The sequence below is a fragment of the Sphingomonas sp. genome (assembly GCF_048594985.1).
Classification (GTDB): domain Bacteria; phylum Pseudomonadota; class Alphaproteobacteria; order Sphingomonadales; family Sphingomonadaceae; genus Sphingomonas_I.
Genome location: NZ_JBMDXG010000013.1, coordinates 1 through 4,614 on the forward strand (window position 1 = coordinate 1; position 4,614 = coordinate 4,614).

The 4,614-nt window shown below is 65.0% G+C and carries 4 protein-coding genes and 1 pseudogene; 3 read left to right on the top strand and 2 right to left on the bottom strand.

The features are described 5' to 3' along the window. Positions 1-1,026 (top strand): annotated as a pseudogene (locus ACOJSF_RS00455) (glycosyl transferase family 1); the annotation flags it as partial. Between the two features lie 138 nt (positions 1,027-1,164). After that, positions 1,165-2,442, top strand: coding sequence for a glycoside hydrolase family 130 protein (locus tag ACOJSF_RS00460; protein ID WP_420140276.1), 1,278 nt, complete (start codon positions 1,165-1,167; stop codon positions 2,440-2,442). A 12-nt stretch (positions 2,443-2,454) separates the two neighbouring features. Here the strand turns inward: ACOJSF_RS00460 and ACOJSF_RS00465 are convergent, their stop codons facing one another. Both ACOJSF_RS00465 and ACOJSF_RS00470 read right to left on the bottom strand, forming a co-directional pair. Then, entirely contained in the window at positions 2,455-2,691 is a 237-nt protein-coding gene (locus ACOJSF_RS00465; protein WP_420140277.1) for a PspC domain-containing protein, read from the bottom strand. Between the two features lie 149 nt (positions 2,692-2,840). After that, a complete protein-coding gene (locus tag ACOJSF_RS00470) occupies positions 2,841-3,284 on the bottom strand; it encodes a nuclear transport factor 2 family protein (protein WP_420140278.1) in 444 nt (147 codons plus the stop codon). A 155-nt stretch (positions 3,285-3,439) separates the two neighbouring features. On the opposite strand from ACOJSF_RS00470, the gene ettA reads away from it, so the two are divergent. Further along, positions 3,440-4,614 (top strand): energy-dependent translational throttle protein EttA (gene ettA, locus ACOJSF_RS00475; RefSeq protein WP_420140279.1); only part of this gene is annotated, 1,175 nt, incomplete at its 3' end.

Below are 4,614 nucleotides of genomic sequence, written 5' to 3' on the forward strand. Positions count from 1 at the left end.
AAGACGGGCATGATCCAGCATTCGATCTTCACGGTGCCGGATCGCAATCACGGTTATTGCGTGGACGATAATTGCCGCGCGCTGATGCTCATGCACCGCGTGTCAGGGCCGCTTGCGCCCAAGGCCGATGCGCTGGCCACGATCTACGCTTCGTTCGTGCAGCACGCTTGGAACGGCGAACTCGGGCGCTTCCGCAATTTCATGGGATTCGATCGCGGGTGGCTTGAGGCCGAGGGGTCGGCGGACAGCTTCGGTCGCTCGGTCTGGGCCGTCGGCGTGACCGCGGCGGAGGCGCGCAGCCCGGAAATGCGGCGTTGGGCGCTCCATCTGTTCGATCAGGTGGCGCCGCATTCGATGACGCTCGATTCGCCGCGCACCTGGGCGTTCGCGCTGCTCGGCGCCGATGCGGTGCTGCGCCGGCACCGCGATCATGCCCTTGCCCGCCAGATGGTGCGGACGTTCGGGGACAAGCTGCTCGAAACGCTGCGGCGGGAACGGCGCGACGGGTGGAACTGGTTCGAAAGTGTCCTGGCCTACGACAATGCACGTCTTCCGGAGGCGTTGATCCGGGCCGGCGACCTGCTGGGCGAGCATGTGATGGTCGAGGAGGGGCTCGCAGCGTTCGCCTGGCTCGATGCCAAGCAGACGAACGAAGAAGGGCAATTCCGCGCGGTCGGAACCGACAGCTTCTGGCAGGCCTATCAGGATCCGTCGCCGTTCGATCAGCAGCCGCTTGAGGCATGGGCGACCGTCGACGCCGCCCTGTTCGCCTATGATCTCATCGGGGATCGTCGCTGGCTCGAAACCGCGTGGCGCGCCTATAATTGGTATGTGGGCGAGAACGATCTCGGACTGCCGATCGCCTCGCCTAAGGACGGCGGCTGCTTCGACGGCCTGATGAGCGATCGCGTCAACCTCAATCAGGGGGCCGAGTCGATCCTCGCATTCCAGTTTGCGTGCGCGGCAATGGCGCGTACCGAGCTGCAGGCCGCGTCCAACGACCGCCACGACGCGCGGGAGGCATAGCTCTCGCTTCGTCGCAACCGAACGCGAACGGGGGGTCGGCACGATTTTGGGGCTTGTCGTCATATATCGCATGCCTAGAGCTTTCGTCGCCGGCCTGTGATCGGCTGCTGAACATGTTCTCAGCCCAGGGGGGCCTGCTTGCTCGACGTCATTCATTGCCCTTTGCGCCTGCAGGCCGATCCGGCCCGTGTGGTGGTGCGTCCGTTCCATATCCCGATCGAGGCGCATCCCTCAGGTCGGCCCGGGCGCGTGCGTCGAATCGCCGAAAGCGTGCTGGTGATGGACGAGGAGATGGCGGAGATCGAGCTCGAGCTCGTGCTGCGCGATTTCGAGGCGCGCCATTGGCAAACCCGGTCCGTCTTCATCTCGCGCTATCGCCAGATTGAAGTCGCGCTGGAGCTGGATGGCAACGCCATTTCGGACATCAAGAAGCAGCTGATCGGCGCCTTCTTCTGTCACGAATATAGCTATGCCGCCGCCGCGCTGATGAACCCCAGCGTCGTCCCGCACCCCGACCAGTCGGGCCTGTCCGACGGCGCGATGCGGATCGCGATGTCGCTGCGCGCGGTGGGAGAGGGGCACATCTCCTCGGTCGCCTTCCGCGAAGGTATCTTGGGGCCAGGCGCCACGGTCGAACTGATGGCCGAACCGCCCTTCGCCACCGCCGCCGACGGCGCGGCGGAGGCCGGCAATGGCGCGATTGAGGTGCATCGCCACCCCGACAGCTCGCTCAGCGGAACCGTGCTGTTTCCCATGACCGCCGCCCAGTCGAAGGGACTGGAGGACATGCGGCTCGTCCAGTTCACGCATGACGATGGCAGCGTCGAATGGATCGGCACCTATACCGCCTATAACGGTGCGGCGATCCGATCGGAGCTCCTGCGCACAACCGATTTCCGCAGCTTCACGCTCATGCCGATGAGCGGGCCGGCGGCGCGCAACAAGGGCATGGCGCTGTTCCCGCGCAAGGTGGGCGGCCAGTATCTGATGATTGGCCGCCAGGACGGCGAGAATGTCTTCCTGATCCGATCGGACAAGATCGATCAGTGGGGCGAGGGCGCGCTGCTGATGACCCCGAAATATCCGTGGGAAATGGTCCAGCTCGGCAATTGCGGCTCGCCGATCGAGCTGGACGAGGGGTGGCTGCTGCTGACGCACGGCGTCGGTGCGATGCGCAAATATTCGGTGGGGGCGATCCTGCTCGACAAGGACGATCCATCCAAGGTGATCGGGCGCATGCCACAACCGCTTCTTTCGCCAGCGGACGAGGATCGCGAAGGCTATGTTCCGAACGTAGTCTATAGCTGCGGCGGTATCCGCCACGGCGACCAGATCTTCCTCCCGTACGGCGTGGCGGACAGCTCGGTCGCCTTCGCCTTCGTCACCATTGAAAGCCTGCTCAGCGCGATGCGCTGATCGGCGGGAGGTTCAGGCCGCCACCCGCTCGCGGGGCGTGCGCGCCGTTTTGCGTCCGTCGCGAGTGAGCAGGTGGGCCGTCGCCACCGCTACGCCTGCGAGAAGGTAGAAGCCGATGGTCAGCTGCGCGCTGAACAGCAGCCCGGCGATCAGCGCGAGGCGCAGATAGATCGGGTTGAACCCGAACGTCTCGCCGATCGCATTGCAGATGCCGAGGAGATTGTCGGCGTGGGTGGGGGCTTTGCTCATCGTCTGGCTCCATTGCGGCGGGCCGTCCCGCCATGTGCCAGCTTCTCTGCACGGCCCGTGCCAAACCCGCCTAAGAGCGGCGCGTCCTCCGAAGGATCAGTAGGAGATGGCAATCAGCGCCATTACTTGGCGAAGATTGCCGATTTGCGTCAGAGAGGCAGCGGCGTGATCTGCGTATAGACGACCTGCCATCGTCCACCACGCCGGGCGAATGTGTCGTTGAACCGGTAATGCTGGGCGAGGGCCGCGCCATTCTGCGTGCCGCGCAGCCACGCCTCGCCGCCGACGATCGCAACCTCGGCCGACACGCGGATCAGGAGCGGGTCCGACACGCGGATCGGATCCAGCTTGATGCCCGGCGCGGTAAAGCCGTCGATGAATTCGCGCCGGTCGCCCACCCGGCCCGATGCGCGGACGAACAGGAAATCAGGCGCAAGCAGCCGTTCAAGCTCCGCTTTGTCTCCGCGCTCCTGGGCGATGCGGAACGCGTCGGCAGCGCCGCGCAGTTCGGCCAGATCCGGGACGGTGGGGGTTTGCGCCGCCACCGGGATGAGCGGGGTCAGGATCAGGAGGGCGGCGGGGATGCGATGCATCGCGGGGACATAGGCGGCCGCCCTGCCGCTGCCAATCCACGGGTGGGCCGCGTTGCATGGCATGCCGGCCGTCCCCATGTTGGCAAGCGACGCGCGGCGGGTTATCGGCGCCGCAACGTTCCTGACAGCACAATCCTCTCGGAGAAAGCCGCCCCATGGCCGCGCAATACGCCTTCGTCATGAAGGACATGACCAAGACCTTTCCCGGCGCGCCCAAGCCGGTGCTGAGCAACATCAACCTGCAATTCTATCAGGGTGCGAAGATCGGCATCGTCGGCCCGAACGGCGCCGGCAAGTCGACGCTGATGAAGATCATGGCGGGCGTCGATACCGAATTTTCGGGCGAGGCTTGGCCGGGCGAGAACATCACTGTCGGTTATCTGGAGCAGGAGCCGCAGCTCGATCCGTCCAAGTCCGTGCTGGAGAACGTCAAGGACGGCGCGCGCGACGTGGCCGACATGGTCGACCGGTTCAACGCCATTTCGGCGGAGATGGGCGAGCCGACCGACGAGACCGATTTCGACGCGCTGATGGAGGAGATGGGAACCCTCCAGGAAAAGATCGACGCGGTCGACGGCTGGACGCTCGACAACCAGCTCGAAATCGCGATGGAAGCGCTGCGCTGTCCCCCATCGGACAGTCCGGTCGACAAGCTGTCCGGGGGCGAACGCCGCCGCGTCGCGCTCACCCGCCTGCTGATCCAGAAGCCGTCGATCCTGCTGCTCGACGAGCCGACCAACCACCTCGATGCGGAGAGCGTCCAGTGGCTGGAAGCGCACCTGAAGGAATATCCGGGGGCGGTGCTGATGATCACCCACGACCGCTATTTCCTCGATAACGTGGTCGGCTGGATCCTGGAGATCGATCGCGGCAAGTACTTCCCCTACGAGGGCAATTACTCGACCTATCTGGAGAAGAAGGCCAAGCGTCTGGAGCAGGAGGACCGCGAGGCCACCGGTCGCCAAAAGGCGATCAAGGACGAGCTGGAGTGGATCCGGCAGGGCGCCAAGGCCCGCCAGACCAAGTCGAAGGCGCGCATCGCCAAGTTCGACCAGCTGGTCGAGGCGCAGAAGAACCGCACGCCCGGCAAGGCGCAGATCGTCATCCAGGTGCCCGAGCGGCTGGGCGGCAAGGTGATCGAGGTCGAGAATGTCAGCAAGGCCTATGGCGACAAGCTGCTGTTCGAGAACCTGTCCTTCACGCTGCCGGCGGGCGGCATCGTCGGCGTGATCGGGCCGAACGGCGCGGGTAAGTCGACGCTGTTCAAGATCATCACCGGCCAGGAAACCCCAGATTCGGGCGATATCGAGATCGGTTCGACTGTGCGCCT